Annotated in this window: 15 protein-coding genes and 2 riboswitches; of the genes, 6 read left to right on the top strand and 9 right to left on the bottom strand. The window is 52.2% G+C overall.

From position 1 onward, the window contains the following. Positions 1-2 precede the first annotated feature (2 nt). Both AC0YNV_RS22835 and AC0YNV_RS22830 read left to right on the top strand, forming a co-directional pair. The gene (locus tag AC0YNV_RS22835) at positions 3-2,021 is read left to right on the top strand and encodes a beta-galactosidase (RefSeq protein ID WP_475770071.1); all 2,019 of its coding nucleotides are present in this window, start codon (positions 3-5) and stop codon (positions 2,019-2,021) included. A gap of 192 nt (positions 2,022-2,213) precedes the next feature. After that, positions 2,214-3,251, top strand: coding sequence for a zinc-binding alcohol dehydrogenase family protein (locus AC0YNV_RS22830; RefSeq protein ID WP_475770335.1), 1,038 nt, complete (start codon positions 2,214-2,216; stop codon positions 3,249-3,251). Between the two features lie 203 nt (positions 3,252-3,454). Here the strand turns inward: AC0YNV_RS22830 and AC0YNV_RS22825 are convergent, their stop codons facing one another. The 4 genes from AC0YNV_RS22825 to AC0YNV_RS22810 form a co-directional block, all read right to left on the bottom strand. Next, the gene (locus AC0YNV_RS22825; protein WP_210038875.1) at positions 3,455-3,784 is read right to left on the bottom strand and encodes a hypothetical protein; all 330 of its coding nucleotides are present in this window, start codon (positions 3,782-3,784) and stop codon (positions 3,455-3,457) included. A 104-nt stretch (positions 3,785-3,888) separates the two neighbouring features. After that, positions 3,889-4,004: riboswitch (guanidine-I (ykkC/yxkD leader) on the bottom strand. An 83-nt stretch (positions 4,005-4,087) separates the two neighbouring features. Then, entirely contained in the window at positions 4,088-4,249 is a 162-nt protein-coding gene (locus AC0YNV_RS22820) for a hypothetical protein (protein ID WP_475770070.1), read from the bottom strand. A gap of 130 nt (positions 4,250-4,379) precedes the next feature. Beyond that, positions 4,380-5,159: a pirin family protein gene (locus AC0YNV_RS22815; RefSeq protein WP_475770069.1), complete on the bottom strand. Its 780-nt coding sequence runs from the start codon at positions 5,157-5,159 to the stop codon at positions 4,380-4,382. Positions 5,160-5,379: 220 nt separating this feature from the next. Then, entirely contained in the window at positions 5,380-5,823 is a 444-nt protein-coding gene (locus tag AC0YNV_RS22810; protein ID WP_210038878.1) for a MarR family winged helix-turn-helix transcriptional regulator, read from the bottom strand. 178 nt (positions 5,824-6,001) lie between these two features. Further along, positions 6,002-6,141, top strand: a riboswitch (ZMP/ZTP riboswitch). An 82-nt stretch (positions 6,142-6,223) separates the two neighbouring features. Between AC0YNV_RS22810 and AC0YNV_RS22805 the strand changes: the two genes are divergently transcribed. Both AC0YNV_RS22805 and AC0YNV_RS22800 read left to right on the top strand, forming a co-directional pair. Then, entirely contained in the window at positions 6,224-7,090 is an 867-nt protein-coding gene (locus tag AC0YNV_RS22805) for a bifunctional 5,10-methylenetetrahydrofolate dehydrogenase/5,10-methenyltetrahydrofolate cyclohydrolase (RefSeq protein WP_475770068.1), read from the top strand. Further along, positions 7,087-7,713 (top strand): cyclodeaminase/cyclohydrolase family protein, encoded by a 627-nt coding sequence (locus AC0YNV_RS22800; RefSeq protein ID WP_475770067.1) that lies wholly within the window; start codon positions 7,087-7,089, stop codon positions 7,711-7,713. Before AC0YNV_RS22805 ends, AC0YNV_RS22800 begins: the two co-directional genes overlap by 4 nt. A gap of 216 nt (positions 7,714-7,929) precedes the next feature. Here the strand turns inward: AC0YNV_RS22800 and AC0YNV_RS22795 are convergent, their stop codons facing one another. The 4 genes from AC0YNV_RS22795 to AC0YNV_RS22780 all read right to left on the bottom strand — a co-directional run bounded on the left by AC0YNV_RS22795 (position 7,930) and on the right by AC0YNV_RS22780 (position 11,544). Then, the gene (locus AC0YNV_RS22795) at positions 7,930-8,952 is read right to left on the bottom strand and encodes an ABC transporter ATP-binding protein (protein WP_475770066.1); all 1,023 of its coding nucleotides are present in this window, start codon (positions 8,950-8,952) and stop codon (positions 7,930-7,932) included. 48 nt (positions 8,953-9,000) lie between these two features. Continuing rightward, positions 9,001-9,792 (bottom strand): ABC transporter permease, encoded by a 792-nt coding sequence (locus tag AC0YNV_RS22790; RefSeq protein ID WP_475770065.1) that lies wholly within the window; start codon positions 9,790-9,792, stop codon positions 9,001-9,003. Continuing rightward, positions 9,789-10,565: an ABC transporter permease gene (locus AC0YNV_RS22785; protein WP_210038883.1), complete on the bottom strand. Its 777-nt coding sequence runs from the start codon at positions 10,563-10,565 to the stop codon at positions 9,789-9,791. The genes AC0YNV_RS22790 and AC0YNV_RS22785 overlap by 4 nt, the downstream gene beginning before the upstream one ends. A 124-nt stretch (positions 10,566-10,689) precedes the next feature. Continuing rightward, the gene (locus AC0YNV_RS22780) at positions 10,690-11,544 is read right to left on the bottom strand and encodes a helix-turn-helix domain-containing protein (RefSeq protein ID WP_475770064.1); all 855 of its coding nucleotides are present in this window, start codon (positions 11,542-11,544) and stop codon (positions 10,690-10,692) included. 162 nt (positions 11,545-11,706) lie between these two features. Here AC0YNV_RS22780 and AC0YNV_RS22775 point away from each other — a divergent pair, with 162 nt between their 5' ends. Beyond that, positions 11,707-12,444 carry a phytanoyl-CoA dioxygenase family protein gene (locus tag AC0YNV_RS22775; protein WP_210038885.1) on the top strand — a complete coding sequence of 246 codons (738 nt, stop codon included), beginning with the start codon at positions 11,707-11,709 and terminating at the stop codon, positions 12,442-12,444. Positions 12,445-12,585: 141 nt separating this feature from the next. Here the strand turns inward: AC0YNV_RS22775 and AC0YNV_RS22770 are convergent, their stop codons facing one another. Continuing rightward, positions 12,586-13,314: a hypothetical protein gene (locus AC0YNV_RS22770; RefSeq protein ID WP_475770063.1), complete on the bottom strand. Its 729-nt coding sequence runs from the start codon at positions 13,312-13,314 to the stop codon at positions 12,586-12,588. A 361-nt stretch (positions 13,315-13,675) separates the two neighbouring features. Here AC0YNV_RS22770 and coxB point away from each other — a divergent pair, with 361 nt between their 5' ends. Further along, positions 13,676-14,716 carry a cytochrome c oxidase subunit II gene (coxB, locus tag AC0YNV_RS22765; RefSeq protein WP_475770062.1) on the top strand — a complete coding sequence of 347 codons (1,041 nt, stop codon included), beginning with the start codon at positions 13,676-13,678 and terminating at the stop codon, positions 14,714-14,716. The last annotated feature ends 44 nt before the right edge of the window (positions 14,717-14,760 follow it).

Here is a 14,760-nt window from a genome sequence, read left to right as displayed (position 1 = left end):
GTATGAAATTTGGAGTGGATTATTATCCTGAACATTGTCCAAGCGATATTTGGGAATGGGACGCGGATCAAATGCGCGGCATGGGCATCGATCTTGTCCGCATGGCTGAATTTGCCTGGTCGAAGATGGAACCGGAGGAAGGACGGTACGATTTCGGGTGGCTCGACAAATCTATCGAAATCCTGAACAGTCGGGGAATCAAAACAGTGCTGGGGACACCTACCGCAGCTCCCCCCGTCTGGCTTATGGAAAAGCATCCCGATATTTTTCCCGTGAATGCGAGCGGAATGCGTGTGAGCTTCGGCGGCCGTCATCACGATTGCCAGTCGAACGAGACATACCGCACGCATATACGCCGTTTTGTACGGGAGATGGCTCTGCATTACAAGGATCATCCCGCCGTTATCGGATGGCAGACGGATAATGAATTCGGCAACAGCCATCAGCAGCTGTGCTACTGCGATTCCTGCCGCAGCCGCTTCCAGCAATGGCTGGAGCAGCGGTATGGCACGATTGAAGCGCTGAATGAAGCCTGGGGCACCGTCTTCTGGAGCCAGACCTACTCACGCTTCGATCAGGTTCCGGCTCCCATGCCGACGCCGAATTCCCATAATCCGTCGCATCTGCTCGCCTGGAAGCGGTTTTGCTCGGATTTGATTGTCGATTTTCAGAAGGTGCAGGTCGATATTTTGCGGGAAATCTGCCCTCATCATTTTATAACGCATAATTTTATGGGTTTCTTCGACAAAACTGATTATTTCGAGCTTGCCAGGGATCTGGATTTCATCTCCCATGATCAGTACCCGATGCTTTTCCTGGAGGAGCGCATCAAGCGCAGCTCGCCGGCGCATCTGGGAATGGCGCTTGATCTGATGAGGGGAACCAAGGAGCAGTCGTTCTGGATTATGGAGCAGCTGGCAGGTCCGACAGGCACGGAAATTCTCGGCTCCACGCCCCGTCCCGGACAAATCCGGCTGTGGACCTACCAATCCATTGCGCATGGAGCGGATACAATCGTCTATTTCCGCTGGGATACGGCGCTTGTGGGCAGCGAGCAGTACTGGCACGGCATACTGCCCCACAGCCGGATTCCGGGGCGGCGCCACGCGGAGATCAAGCAGACGATTCAGGAGCTGGCCCCTCATATGGACGCGTTCAAGGGCGGTCTTCCGGGGTCCGAAGTGGGCATCGTGTTCAGCTACGACCAGGAATGGGCCATGCAGATTCAGCCCCATCATCCGGATTTGCACTACGTGAAGCATTTGTACAGCTATTATCAGGCGTTCTTCGATAAGAATGTGCCGGTCAACCTGGTGTCCGACAAGTCGGATTTCTCCGCGTACAAGGTGCTTATCGCCCCGCTGATGTTCCTAACCAATCCGGGGCTCAGCTGCAAGCTTCGCGAATATGCTGCAGCCGGCGGCCATCTGGTGCTTGATATCCGGGCTGGCGTTAAGGATTGGGACAATGCGGTTCATGCCGCGGCGCTGCCCGGCGATTATGCGGAGCTCGCCGGTGTGAAGATTGAGGATTACGATTGCCTGCGTCAATTCGGCCAGGGCATACGCTGGATCGGAAACGGGGAAGTCACGGAGAGCGCCAATCTATGGTGTGATATCATCACGCTTGACGGAGCTGAGACGCTTGCCGAGTATACGGAGGAGTTCTATGCGAATACGCCGGCGATTACCCGAAATTCATATGGCGGCGGATTTGCCTATTATGTGGGTACACAGCTTGGTCCCCTGACGATGGAAACGCTCGTCGAAGAGCTGGTCCGGGCGTCGGGAATTCGCGGCATTGCCGAATCTGTGGATGGAGTGGAGATCACGCGGCGCAAAGGGGAAGCCGGTGAATATCTGTTCGTCCTGAATCATAACGCCTCAGCAGCGGAAATAGAAATCCCGGCCGGCTGGCAGGCTCTCGTGTGCGGCGCAGGACAGCTGCAGGATAGCGCATTGAAGCTCCCAGCCTACGGAGCTGCTTTATTTCTTTCCGATAGCACAGAAGAGACGGCATAATTCTATCATCAGGGCAGGGTTATCTCCCCTGGGGGCAGTCATTCAGGCTGCCCTCCAGGGAATAATCCTGTCCTTTTGCCTTGCTTGCTACGATTTGCTTTCACCTCGCACGAATGCGTATATTTACTATTTTGGATTGGAGCGGGTAAAATAAGATATGGAAGCAATCTTGGATTATAAGGAGTTGGCATGATGACAAACAAGGAAACAATGAAAGCGATAGGTCTTTATAAATATTTGAATATTGAGCATCCAGACAGCCTGATCGATATGGAGCTTGAGAAGCCGGTTCCAACCGGGAGGGATATATTGGTCCGGGTTAAGGCCATTTCTGTCAATCCGGTCGATACCAAGGTGCGCGCTCCGAAAGACAAGACGGAAGACTCGCCAAAAATTCTGGGCTGGGACGTGGCGGGAGTCGTAGAGCAGACAGGGCCGGAATGTACGTTGTTCCAACCTGGCGACGAGGTCTATTATGCCGGCAGCATTACCCGGCCAGGCGGCAACAGCGAGTTTCATCTCGTCGATGAACGGATTGCCGGTTCCAAGCCGGCATCGCTGGATTTTGCCCAGGCGGCTGCGCTGCCCTTAACGGCGATCACGGCCTGGGAAGGGCTGTTTGACCGGATGGGGGTGTCCCGGAATAAGGACGCTAATGCAGGCAAGTCAATCCTTATTATCGGAGCTGCGGGGGGTGTGGGGTCCATCGCCGTGCAGCTGGCGAAATATGCGGGGCTGACGGTTATTGGAACAGCTTCACGTCCAGAATCGGCGGAATGGGTCAAGGAGCTTGGAGCTGATTATATCATCGATCATTTCCAGCCATTCACCGCTCAATTGAAGGACATCGGCTTGCCGGAGGCCGATTATATTTTCTGCTTGAACAGCACGGAGCAGCACTGGGAGAACATGGGCGAAGCGGTAGCGCCGCAGGGCAAAATTTGTTCTATTGTGGAAACGAAGGAGTCATTGAACCTGAATGTGCTTAAAAATAAAAGCGCAGCGTTCATGTGGGAATTCATGTTCACCCGTGCGATGTTCCAGACGGCGGATATGATTGAACAGCATAAGCTGCTGAACGAGTTGGCCCAGCTCATTGATGCCGGCATCATCCGCACAACCTTGACCGAAAGAATGGAACCGATTAATGCCGCCAACCTGAAAAAGGCCCATGCCACGATTGAAGCCGGCCGGACCGTTGGCAAGGTTGTTCTCGAGCATTTCCAATAGTCTTTGTTTCTTTAAAGGCAATAAAGGTTAAAATTCCATCAGACTTTGCTTATGCCCTGGAGGGAAGAAGCTTGGCTGTGGGTCCTAGGACGGCGACAGTCAGGCTTCTTCTTGAGTCTTTCCAGCTGTGCTTCTGAAGGCTGGATGACGGGGCGGTTAGTTTGCTGCAATGATTTTGCTTGCCGCATGCCGGCCAGCGCCGTTCAGATCTGCGGGCCAGCTTTGGAAAACTTGCGTTTGGCCCAGTCGTCCAGCTGCTTGATTTTCTTGCGCCCCAGCGTGGAGCCATAGAGTATCAGGAGCACAATAACGAAGGTAAAGAGATCCAGCTTCTTTTCTACAATAAAATTCACAATGCCGAGCGTAACCTGAGGCAGCACGCCTGTGAGAACGGTCAGTATGGCTCCGATCCGGAACAGAGGCTTGGAGCCCAGCCGGTATCTGGCAAACACCATAAAGAAGGTGGATGCCCAGGCGAGCACCTCGAGCATAAGCAGGATAAACCACTTATTATCCAAAATAAAATTCATCATAAACCTCACTTTCTCTCCCGCAATCGTGGTGGAAGTCTCCCTTTAGTATGGAAAGAAATCACCTGAACAAAACAAAAAAGCCTGGAAATATCGATCATAACGATATCTCCCGGGCTTTTATCCCTCCGTGTCGTCACGCGTGCCGATGAACCGGCTTACGTGGGTTTCCCTCGGTCCAGTCCGGCTGAAACGATGCCGCGGAACCCTAGAAACCTTACATATAAAGTTATATTGTTTTTAATATAAACGATCAGGACTGAAAAATCAACCCGGAATCTTCAGCCGGCATGCAGACTCTTTCCCTCAAAAGCGTCGGAACAGGTTTATGAATTTCATATTGCGGATCCCGAAGGAGAAGATAAGCAGGCTGATAAGAAACAGCTGTGTATGTTGGATTGACAAATAAATAACCGGAAGCAGCAAAACAACCAGTAAAGCCAGCCGCATGACATTCATATCATCCATCGTCCTCTCCAGCACTCATATGTTAGTTAATATAACATGTTAAATGGCATTAGTAAATCGGAGAGGAGATGGAAAGGATACATATAAGGCTATAGCCCTGATCTGATGACAGTTAATATTACTTCTATACTCAGCGTTTGGGGTGCAGCGGATAGTCTACGATCGTCGGAACCTCAATCAGAATGAGCCGCAGCGGCTCGGTGCCCTCACTTGCCGTTATGAGGACGTTCAGCTCCTCATCAGCACGCACTACGACATAATCCTTGTGCTGAAAATCCGTGTTTTTTTCTGCATCCTCTGCATAGGACCAGCTGCCCCCGCCCCGAATCGCAAGCGCCGATAAAGTACGTTCGGCAGGGACCTGATGGCGGTAGGATTGTCCGGCCGGTACGGTAACATCCCACATCCGGGCATCGGCAACGATGGAGATGGGCGATCCTTCGCCGATCACGGTTTTTCTGATAACGCCGTCCGTCTCCACAATCGGAAACGCCTCATGATCATACTGATTATAGGTTGGCGCGGCTTTGTAGGCCGTCTCCAGGCTTGGCTCGAACCAGATCTGGAAAGCTTCCATATCCGGGCCTACAAAACGCTCCTGGTGGCTGACGCCGGAGCCGGTCTGCATGATTTGGACGCCGCCGGGCCCTACAGTGCTTTTGGTGCCCAGAGTATCGCCATGCTCGGCTTGGCCGTTAACTACATAGGTCATAATTTCAAAGGCTTGATGGGGATGCAGCGGAATGTGCCCGCCTTCGGCCGAATGCGCCCAAGCCCAGTAGAACAATGGGCCGATTCTGCGCAGCACCGAGCCGTCCCCGGTAAAGCCGATTGGTTTCTGCTCTGTAATTTTGCCGCCGTCAAATGCGCCTCTGCCTTGTAAAGTTGGACCGTATATTAAGGTTTGCATAGAAATGACCTCCATTAGTGGTTTTATATAATTAGGGTATAGCCTCAATATGACAATTGATCGTCTCAAAAAGCCGGTTATCATACCGCGTATCAGACGGAAACAGTCTGCAACGGATTTTTAGACAAGTGACAAGCGGTGAACACGCTCATCCCCCTCGAATATTCTGAAGACGTTCCGCATGCGCAGCTTCTCTGTAGCTCTGAATGCAAGCAGCTAACTAGATGAAGCTTGCCTGGGCTGCAAGGCCCAGCTTCTTAAGCAGTTGAATGGCCTGTGTCTGCTCTTCAGCCGTGAGACCGGCTACCGCCTTCTGAATCGCCACGGTATGCTCTGGAAAAATCCGCTCAAGCAGCTCGGTCCCCTGCTCCGTAAGCTCTGCGAAAATTACTCTCCTGTCCGTAGGACATGCCTTGCGCCGCGCTAATCCTTTGGCCGTCAGCTTGTCGATGACGTAGGTAATATTGCCGCTTGTCATCAATATTTTCTCGCCAATCTGCTGCAGAGGCTGCTCTCCCTTATGATACAGCAGCTCCAGCACACCAAATTCAGTGGGGTTCAACCCGTATTTGCGAATATCCTGCTGTATATGTGCGCTAACCCATTGATTCGCCCGTGATAAAGTAACGAATAGCTGTAAAGAAGTATCCGGAGGTTGACTCACGCTGCTCACCTCATTTTCTTTTATATTAAATATCTTAATTTAAAGATAAATCAATTCGACGACGTTGTCAAGCGGCTGCATTCCGTTACAGTCGGGGGAATGCCAATATATCCTCCAGAGGACGTCAATAGCCGTTTCTTCTGGACCTTGTTTCTGCTATAATGACAGCATTGGAATAAGGGTCGCGTGCAACTGGCGCAGCGTGGATTAACCACGAGGAAGCAAGCGACTGAATGAGCGTATCCATGCTGACCTCCGCTATCAGTTAATTGGGGTGCAGCGGCCGCTCTGTCATAGCCGTACGCCTGGGCAAAGTATTTGAAGGAAGATGTGCTTAAGAGCACGGGTCCTTTCAGATGCTTTTTTTTGTTTACCTATTGCATGAGGGAGGCATTCGATCATGGCCAAGCTGTTGAAGGCAAAACCGCTCGCTGATGAGGCAGGCGGGCTCATCAAGACACAGGTTCAGGAATGGAAGGAAGCAGGGATTGCACCGGCAATTGCGGTCCTGATGGTAAATGGAGACCCGGCCTCGGCAGCCTATGCCAACGCCAAGGGGCGGCTTGCCGGGAAGCTGGATATTGGCTTCGAGCTTCTGACTTTCGAGCAGAACGTCACGGAGGCTGAATTGCTCCGGGAGATTCAGCGGTTGAATGGGGATGACAGCATTCACGGCATCCTGATCGAGCTTCCGCTGCCAGCGGGATTGGATTCCAGCCGGCTTGCGGCTGCGCTGGATCCGCTGAAGGATATTGACGGTATTACCCCGGCCAATAAGCTTGCCTGCATGATGAATGAACCCGGTCTGCGGCCGGCTACCCCGCAGTCCTGCATCCGATTGATTGAGGCTGCGGGAATCCCGCTAAGCGGCAAGCATGTTGTCGTTGTCGGCAGGGGGGAGACGGTAGGCCGGCCTCTGATGCAAATGCTGCTGCACCTGAACGCAACTGTGACCGTGTGCCATTCCCGTACGGCTGATCTGGCTCGAATGATCAAGGCTGCGGACGTGCTGGTCACGGCTGCGGGCCGATTGAACCTGATTACCCCGGAGATGGTTCATACCGGGCTGACTCTCATTGACGCAGGCATCAATGTCAGGCAAGATGGCAGTGGAATTGCCGGTGATGCCGCTCTGGAAACGGCCGATCATGTAGCGGCTTCTTCACCGGTCCCTGGGGGTGTGGGCACATTGACCACGACGATATTATTCGAGAATGTCCTGCATGCATTAAAGCTGCAGCAGGATGTGGGGAGGCTGCACATATGAGCGATTCATGGAAGCAATCGATCCATGCTTTTTTGGAGAAAGCGGGCTCCGCTTCTCCTACTCCAGGAGGAGGAAGCGTGGCTGCCCTAGCCGCGGCGCTTGGTGCGTCCATGGGCTCGATGGTAACCCGGCTGACGACAGGAAACAAGTATGAAGATGTACAGGCGGATATGAGTTTCATAACCGGACAAATGACGGGGGCTGTATCGGCATGCGAGGCGGTCATGCTGCAGGATATAGAGAGCTTCGGGGAGTTTATGCGCGTTCTGGCTCTGCCAAGGACATCTGAAGAGGAGCGGGAGCTGCGCAAAAAGGCCCTCAGCGGAGCTGCTGTCCGCGCGGCCGAGGTGCCATTAGGCTTAATGGTGCTGTGTCATGAGCTGCTGCTGCTGCTGCATGATGCGGTTATGAAAGTGAACCGCAATGTCATCTCCGATTGGGGAATCGCCGCCCTGATGCTCGAAGCGGCGATCCAATCGGCTTGGCTCACGGTTGAAATTAATTTGAGCTCCATTCAAGATCTGGCTGCCGCAGCGCGCATTCGTGAACAGGGCGAAGCGCTTGAGCTTGCTGGTGCCAAGCTGCAGGCAGAGATCCTGACGGCAGTCAGATCCCGATTGTAAGCTGCTCCTTTTCATTTGAGACAAGATAAACTTTGGCCCATACTCCAAGTGGCGTACGGACTGGCCGATACCAACTGATTGGCCAGCGCCAACTAGCTGGCTAATGCCAACGGACTGGCCAATACCAACTGACTCTGACGGGCTGCGCGCATGGAGTGGGGCGTTTGTAAATAAAGACCTGATTTATCCTGATCAGGTCTTTAACACAATCAGGTCTTAGTAGACCCGGTGAACGATTTCTTCAAAGTCGGGCTCCTCCATATGAACATCTTCGATCTCGCCCAGCTGCTCCAGCATCCGCAGCGCCTCCATGGCGCTGAGCTGATCGCGGTTGCACTCCACGGTAAGCGTATGACCGTCGCTGCTCGTAAGCCGCAGAGGCCAACGGCGGTCCTGCGGTTCCTCAGCGGCGCTTCCCGGCCAGTCGGCCGGATTAAACTGGCCGTCTATCAGTGGAGAAGCCATGCTGAGATAGGTTACCCGAATGATGGTCGGCAAGCCGATCCTCCGCCTCAGCCCGTCGGTTGTCCCGTCAAATCCGAGACGGCCGTCATTGATCACAATGACGCGGCTGCACAGCTGTTCAATATCGTCCATATCATGAGTCGTGAGCAGGATCGTCTTGCCCAGCTCGCGGTTGATGGAATGCAAAAATTCGCGGATGCTTCGTTTGGCGATCACATCAAGTCCAATGGTCGGTTCATCGAGAAACAGAATGTCCGGATCGTGAAGCAGCGCCGCCGCGATGTCGGCGCGCATTCTTTGTCCGAGTGACAGCTTGCGCACTGGCGTCTCCATGAACGGGGCAAGAGCCAGCAGTTCGCTCAGCTCGCCAAGGCGCCGCGATTTCACTTCATCGGGCACACCGTACATGGCGGCCAAAATGTCGAAGGAATCCCGCACCGGCAAGTCCCACCACAACTGTGTCCGTTGACCGAACAGCACGCCAAGTCTGCGCGCGACGGTGCGCCGCTCGCGGTGGGGGCTCATGCCGGCAATCCGCACTTCGCCCGCTGACGGATGAAGAATGCCGGATAGCATCTTGATCGTTGTTGATTTTCCCGCTCCGTTAGGCCCGATATACCCGACGAATTCCCCGTGATTAATCGTAAAGCTGATATCACGGACGGCTTCCTTCACCTTATAATCCCTTGAGAACATGGTGCGCAGCCCGCTGAACCGCCCCTCCTTGGGGACGGCTGATTTGAATTCCTTGGATAAGTGCTCGACCGTTATCATATGAGCGCTGGTCCTCCTATTTGAGAATATACGAATAGAGATGCTTGTTTAGCTGCCTGTACTCTGATAACGGGATAAACCGACCCGCCACATAAACAGTCCTGCGGCAAACACCAGTACAGCCGCCGCGAATGCGGACAACAGCAGCCAAACTCCGCCTTCCTCGCGCAGAATATACAATGAGGGGACATAATTGGCGAATGCGACCGGAATAACGCTGAGCAGCATGACCTGCATCCACTTGGGATAAATCGAAACAGGATACTGGACGGCTGTCCGCGCTGCGTCCTCCGTAATATTCTGCAGCTCTTCAATCCTCGTAATCCAAAAGCCGGCTGTAGCCGTAAGCAGTCCGATTCCGAATAATAGCAAAGCGCCTGAGAGGATAACCAGCAGCGTCAGCGGGATAGAGGCCCAGGAGATTTGCCCGGCGGCAAATAAAGCCTGCATGCTGACAGCAAGCACGGCGGCGCCTTGAATGATCTCCCCGATCCGGAAGGATACATTGAACGACATCAGTCCGAGCAGCACGGGGACCGGCCGCAGCAGCAGACTGTCCAGGTCGCCGCTGAGCAAATATTTTTCCAGATGATGCACATCAGAGGCTACCGTCCGGTATATCGCTTTGGACAGAGTCAGGATGGCATACAGATAGCCGGCTTCTGCCAGTGACCAGCCTTTAATATGGCCGAATTTCAGCAGAATAATAGCCAGCATGGCGAATTCCACGACATTGATCAGGGCAGCCATCAGGGAAGAGAACCAGAAATTGAATTTGTACTGCATTCGGCTGCGAAGGCTGGCGACTACCAGCAGATGGTACATGCGAAGCCATTTCATCCGCCCTGCACCTCCACTTTGCGCCGCATAGTCCGGGCAATCATCAGGCAGATGCCGGTGAGTCCTGCGCCCCAGCCAAGAGAGCCGAGCAGCGGGCCGGGGCCGTCCATGCCCAGATAAATCCGGGTCGGCACATAATGCAGGAACGGGTAGAACGAAGCCCGGCTGATCAGCTCGAGCCAGCCCGGCAGCCACTCAATGGGAATGAGAAAGCCGGACAGCAGCATACTGAAGGCATAATTGACCCAGTACAGCCAGCGTGATTCGGTCGTCCAGAGTGCCAGGGCTCCAATCAGGAAATTGATGCAGATGGAAATATAGGCGGCGAGCATCAAAGCGACAGCGGTCCAGATGAATGTAAGCAGGGATGAAGGGACATGAAGCGGAAGGACGAAGAGGTACAGCGTGTAAATCGGGAGAAACTTGTAGACAAACTGGTAGGCGATCTGCCCCCATTCCTTGCACATCAGCTGATAGAACAGGTGAACCGGACGCATGAGCTCAATGGCGATTTGACCGGTTCGGACGGATTGCTCCAGGCCCAGGCCGTTGTTCAGAAAAGCGGCGACCCACAAGCTGACCTGATTGAAGGCGACATAGCTGATCATGCCGCTCATTCCGTAGGCGCCAAGCGATTGGCTTACGCCAATGCCGGTCCAGATGGAAATGTAGATGAAGCCGAACAGGGCGCTGGCGATATTATGTACCATATGTGCGCCGCGGTACTGCAGATTCCGTAAGTATGTCTTACGGGCCAAAACGAGGAAAAGCAAAATAGCACCTCCATCATGATAAGCTGCGGCGAAGAGCCGGACTGCCTGGATGCAAAGGTGAAATGCTCGTAGAGAGAGCGAGAGACCATCATATCCTAAATGGTGGAGGAAATGCAATATTTTTTTATTCAGCCATGGTACGGAAGCTCCTTGGAGCATCTCCAAACTTCCGTTTGAACATTTTCTCAAAATGGGTCAGCGTGTTGAAGCCGGAAATATAGCTGATCTCCGAGATCGGGAGGGAGGAGGACTGGATGAGCGATTTGGCAAAATTAAGCCTGAGGCTCTGCAAATATTGCTGAAAGGCAGTCCCGGTCGTTTTGCGGAAGCAATCGCTGAAATAATTGGGGGAAAGCCTTGCCTGTCTGGCAGCGGCCTCCAGAGAGAGCGGTTCGCGAAAATGATGGTGGATATACACGAGGCTATCCTGTATGCCGGCTGAATGGGCATGAGGCATTGGCGGCTGCTTCCTCTCCGCTTCCCCGGCTTCGGCCTCGCATGCGCGCAGCAATTCAATCAATATGCGGTTCAGAGCGCTTCCCACCATGAGACGCCTGCCGGACAATTGACTGGGTGATTCCTTCATAATAAGGGAGAAGCATGCAATCAGATCCGGCGTCATGCTCTCTGTCATTACAGCAGAAAGTTCAACGGGATTATGAAACAGCAGCTCGCGCATCTGAGGCTCCATCCACTCATCGGAAAATATGAGATTGTAAATCTCCAGAGAGTTCCCTCGCGAAGGGCCGATTATATGAAAATCCGCCGGCGTCAGCAGGAAGAGATTGCCTCTTGCGATCGTCATCGGAACTCCGTTGACAATATTATAGCCTTCACCTGACACGACGAAGGAAATCTCATAAAACTCATGCCAATGAAGATCCACCTGTTCCTTAATGTGCTGATGAAAGATACGGAAGGTTGAGGAGGAGAAATACTCGTCATTGGTCAGTCTTGTCGGCAGCGGGGGATAGACCATTTGTTTCCTTCATCTCCTTTCATCTAAGTAGATTATATAGGAATTCATCATCAATCTGAAGATATGCGTATTATATCTGAACATAAAAGGAGAATTCGCAGACCGAAACATTATAAAATGAGGACAACAGGCAAGGAAACACCAACGAAGGAGGTATTTTTAATGCAATTGTCTACGCTTTCAAAGGAACAGGTTGACTATTATCAGGAGAATGGCTATTTGCTCCACAATAAACAGCTTTTCAGTCCGGAAAAAATGCGTACTCTCACGGAAATCTTCGAGGAGCAGCTGGCCCAAAAAGGCAGCAAGCTGTCCGATGAGCTGGATACGCCGCATTTTCGCGATGAACGGCTGTTGGATTATCTGCTGAGCGACGAGGTGCTCGATCTGGTTGAGCCCATAATCGGGCCCAATATCGGACTCTGGTCGAGTCACTTTATATGTAAGGATCCTGTAGTTGGCCGCCCGACTCCATGGCATGAGGATTCTACGTACTGGAAGGGACGTCTGAGCTCCTTCGACAAAATCATCACGGTCTGGCTTGCCATCGACCGCAGCTGGAAAGAGAATGGATGCATGCGCGTGATTCCCGGCACTCATCGGAACGGGTTCTCCGAGTACGAGGATATCGACGCGGCCAAGAATCTGTTTGCTACCCAAATCAAGAACGTTGACGAGTCTGAAGCCGTTTATTTCGAGCTGGAGCAAGGAGAATGCTCGCTGCATGATTCCCGTATCATTCATGGTGCAGAAGCGAACAAGAGCCCCTACCGACGCTGCGGCTACACAATGAGGTATTTCTCCACGGAAGCCAAGGTCGTGCCGGAGAAGAATCCCGGATTCAAGGTGTGGCTGGCCAGGGGCAAGAATATTGCGGGCAGCAAATTCGTGAACGAATAAACTGCCCGGGCCGGGTGTATCAGGCGGGGCAGCGTAATCTTATTGCATATATTATAGAAGAAAAATAAATTACAATCAGCATTTTATGCTTGCAGATCAAGACGGGGAAATGTGCGTCAGCGCATTCCTCAGTCTTGATCTTTATTTTGTTTGTGCGCGGCGGATCTGTACATCCAGCGGCTCGGGAACATCATCGCCGCCAACAAACTGATGCTTGACCAATTTATTGAAGGAGTCTGTCCAAGGGGTGAGAGGGTGTCCTGCCCATGCTTCCTGGGCATACTGGACAAGGTGGTTCACGAACTGCTGGTTGGCCGATATATGAACTTCCTGAACAGCAGGCGCCAGTCTGCGTATATGAACGGCAATGGTCTGCTTGAGCTCGCCTGAAATTTCATTATGATCATTGACGGACAACTGGGAATTATAAGGACCGACGATCCGCTGGTTGTTCCAGTACGGACTGCCGTTATCCGAATTATAAACGCCGGAGTTCGAGCCGGTATTGTTCTGTTCCCGGGTGCCTCTGCCGCCGGTTTTACGGGTGTGGGTTGCCGTCCAGTCCAGCGTCATGCCTACATATGCGTTCTTGTCCGTCAGAAATACGAGCGCGGCAGCAACGCCGTTGATGTTGGACACTTCGGTCGAGAGCATGTTGCTGTACTCGAGCCACTGATTGTCATGCTGACCCGGCAAGCCGCTCATCGTCCCGTACATGCGGCTGCCGAGCATTTTCGGATCGTTCTTCTGCTGGGTGCCGTAATCGTAGGTGCTGTTCTCGGTTTGTCGTCTGTAATTGCAGCCGCTTGAGACGGTTAGAATGACGGCAATTGCGGTGAATGACATAAGAAGCTTGCGCAGCTTTTCCACGGTGGTTCGCCCCTTCCTTTAATCTGTTCTTAGCATGGGCGTCGAAACTTGAAATATGCATCACAATTTCATACATAAAGAACCATGGTTTAAGCAAACAATGAAGGATAGACATGGAGCTTCAAGAGGGTCATGGAGCAAGCTGTTGGCAAGCAAAAAAAGCGCTAAAATCGAGGTTTTTTCAGCTTTGAGAACAATTTGTGAACTCTCTTGGGAACATTGACAAATAGCACCTCCAACTTTATATTTAATAAAGTGATTAGATTGCGGAAGTTTGTCTATACACCTAGGAAAATCACGCAGCAGGCCGTATTTCCGCCATCCAAGGCTGCTGCGAAAAAGTCAAAAGTGGGGTTGATTGATGATGAATCGGTGGCACGTTCTAAAACGGCTTATGCCGCTTCTTGCGGGGATGGTATTGCTCCTGTCAGCATGCGGACGAGCTGACCTGTCGACTCTTAGACCGCAAGGACCGGTAGCCGAGGAACAATTCGGACTAATGAAGTTGACTATTATTATCATGGTAATTGTAGTCGTGGTCATCTTCGCAATTGCGTTCTATGTTATTATTCGCTATCGCCGTCGTCCAGGCGACAAAATTCCGGTTCAGGTTGAAGGTAACCACAAGCTGGAAATTATTTGGACCGTTATTCCGATCATTCTTTTGATCATTCTCGGTGTTCCGACAATCAAGACGGTTTTTGGACTCGCACAGGATTATTCCAAAGATCCCAACGCGATTCAGATCAAGGTTACCTCTCATCAATACTGGTGGGAATTTGAATACCCGAAATACGGATTGAAGACGGCTCAGGAGCTTTTGATTCCTAATGATGCCGTTATCTCCATCGAAGCCAAGACGGCCGATGTGCTTCATTCCTTCTGGATTCCTTCACTTGCGGGTAAGATCGATACGAACCCGGGCGGCAACGTCAACAGAATGTATTTTGAAGCGCCGAAGACAGGCGTGTACTTAGGGAAATGCGCCGAGCTTTGCGGACCTTCCCACTCACTGATGGATTTCAAGGTTAAAGTAGTCGACCGCGCTTCTTTTGATCGCTGGGTTGCACAGATGAAAGAGCCTGTTGCGCTGCCTGCCGATCAGGCAACTGCGGATCTCATAACTAACCAGTGCTTGTCATGTCATGCGATTGGCGCCAATGGCGGACAAACCTATCCGAACCTGACAGGAATCGGAAGCCGCGATGCGGTTGCGGGCATATTAGTCAATAGAGACGAGCCTAAATACAAGAATGAAGGATCGGTTGAGGATAACCTTAAGAAATGGATATCAGATCCTCAAGCCGTTAAGCCTGGATCACTGATGCCGAAAGTAGAGCTCAACGATCAACAGATTGATGCCATTGCCAAGTACTTGGCTGACTTGAAGCTTAATTATTAATACTCGCGGATTGAAGGAGGTACCAACTTTGGCTCACGCACATG

It is taken from the genome of Paenibacillus sp. JT31N11 (genome assembly GCF_056269285.1).
Note: the sequence above shows the minus strand (reverse complement) of the source record. Positions and strands in the feature narration are given on the sequence as shown.

Bases quoted from the DNA above. Each gene is read 5' to 3' on its own strand.
- AC0YNV_RS22795 (WP_475770066.1), bottom strand. From the start codon at position 8,952: ATGATAACGGTCGAGCACTTATCCAAGGAATTCAAATCAGCCGTCCCC.
- AC0YNV_RS22825 (WP_210038875.1), bottom strand. From the start codon at position 3,784: ATGATGAATTTTATTTTGGATAATAAGTGGTTTATCCTGCTTATGCTC.
- AC0YNV_RS22780 (WP_475770064.1), bottom strand. From the start codon at position 11,544: ATGGTCTATCCCCCGCTGCCGACAAGACTGACCAATGACGAGTATTTC.
- coxB (WP_475770062.1), top strand. From the start codon at position 13,676: ATGATGAATCGGTGGCACGTTCTAAAACGGCTTATGCCGCTTCTTGCG.
- AC0YNV_RS22830 (WP_475770335.1), top strand. From the start codon at position 2,214: ATGACAAACAAGGAAACAATGAAAGCGATAGGTCTTTATAAATATTTG.
- AC0YNV_RS22820 (WP_475770070.1), bottom strand. From the start codon at position 4,249: ATGGATGATATGAATGTCATGCGGCTGGCTTTACTGGTTGTTTTGCTG.
- AC0YNV_RS22790 (WP_475770065.1), bottom strand. From the start codon at position 9,792: ATGAAATGGCTTCGCATGTACCATCTGCTGGTAGTCGCCAGCCTTCGC.
- AC0YNV_RS22775 (WP_210038885.1), top strand. From the start codon at position 11,707: ATGCAATTGTCTACGCTTTCAAAGGAACAGGTTGACTATTATCAGGAG.
- AC0YNV_RS22835 (WP_475770071.1), top strand. From the start codon at position 3: ATGAAATTTGGAGTGGATTATTATCCTGAACATTGTCCAAGCGATATT.
- AC0YNV_RS22800 (WP_475770067.1), top strand. From the start codon at position 7,087: ATGAGCGATTCATGGAAGCAATCGATCCATGCTTTTTTGGAGAAAGCG.
- AC0YNV_RS22815 (WP_475770069.1), bottom strand. From the start codon at position 5,159: ATGCAAACCTTAATATACGGTCCAACTTTACAAGGCAGAGGCGCATTT.
- AC0YNV_RS22805 (WP_475770068.1), top strand. From the start codon at position 6,224: ATGGCCAAGCTGTTGAAGGCAAAACCGCTCGCTGATGAGGCAGGCGGG.